The organism is Siculibacillus lacustris (genome assembly GCF_004328075.1).
Classification (GTDB): domain Bacteria; phylum Pseudomonadota; class Alphaproteobacteria; order Rhizobiales; family Ancalomicrobiaceae; genus Siculibacillus; species Siculibacillus lacustris.
This window is the reverse complement of record NZ_SJFN01000088.1, coordinates 1-1,169: the sequence shown is the minus strand read 5'-3', so window position 1 is coordinate 1,169 and position 1,169 is coordinate 1. Positions and strand designations below refer to the sequence as shown.

The following is a 1,169-nucleotide window of genomic DNA, read 5'->3' as shown; positions in this document are numbered from 1 at the left end:
AGCTGATTGCGGATCATCCCGCCGTCGGTCCGCAGGTTCGCCAGTTCGATGCCGGAGTCCTGCTCCATCGCGTCGAGCACTTCGCGGACCTGATAGGCGGTCGCTTCGAGCACGGCACGGGCGATGTGGCCCTTGTTGACGTAGCGGGTCAGACCGGCGATCACGCCGCGGGCGCTGTCCTTCCAATACGGCGCATAGAGGCCGGAGAAGGCCGGCACGAAGTACACGCCGCCGTTGTCGTCGACGGTCAGAGCGAGCGCTTCGATGTCCGGAGCGGTGGCGATCAGGCCGAGGTTGTCGCGCAGCCACTGCACCAGCGAACCGGTGACGGCGATCGAGCCTTCGAGCGCATAGACGGCGGGCTGGTTGCCGATCTTGTAGCCGACCGTGGTCAAGAGGCCGCACTTGGAGGGGACGGCCTTCTCGCCGACGTTCATCAGCATGAAGCAGCCGGTGCCGTAGGTGTTCTTGGCTTCGCCGGGCTTGAAGCAGGCTTGGCCGAACAGGGCCGCCTGCTGGTCGCCGAGGATGCCCGCGACCGGTACGCCGGCGACGGACGGCAGAACCGCCTTGCCGTAGACTTCCGAGCTCGAGCAGATCTTCGGGAGCATCGCCTTCGGGATCCCGAAGTCGGCGAGGATCGCRTCGTCCCAGTCGAGCGTCTCGAGGTTCATCAGCTGGGTGCGCGAGGCATTGGTCACGTCGGTGACGTGCACGCCGCCGTTGACGCCGCCGGTGAGGTTCCAGGTGACGAAGGTGTCGATGTTGCCGAAGATCACGTCGCCGGCTTCCGCCGCTTCGCGGGCCCCGGGCACGTTCTCGAGCACCCAGCGGACCTTCAGGCCGCTGAAGTAGGTCGCCAGCGGCAGACCGGTCTTGGCGCGATARCGGTCCTGCCCGCCCTTGGCGGCGAACTCGGCGACCACGTCGCCGACGCGGGTGTCCTGCCAGACGAGCGCGTTGTAGACGGCCTTGCCGGTCTTCTTGTTCCACACGACGGTGGTTTCGCGCTGGTTGGTGATGCCGATCGCGGCGAGATCGCTGGGCTTCAGGCCCTTGGCTTCCATCGCCTCGGCGACCACTTCTTCGACACGCCGCCAGATCTCCGCCGGATCATGTTCGACCCAACCCGGCTTCGGGAAGATCTGCTCGTGTTCCTTCTGCGCGAC

The 1,169-nt window shown here is 66.4% G+C and carries 1 protein-coding gene; it reads right to left on the bottom strand.

The annotated features are described in order from the left end of the window. The coding region (gene glpK / locus EYW49_RS22845; protein WP_131312041.1) for a glycerol kinase GlpK at nt 1-1,169 on the bottom strand (1,169 nt) is incomplete at both ends.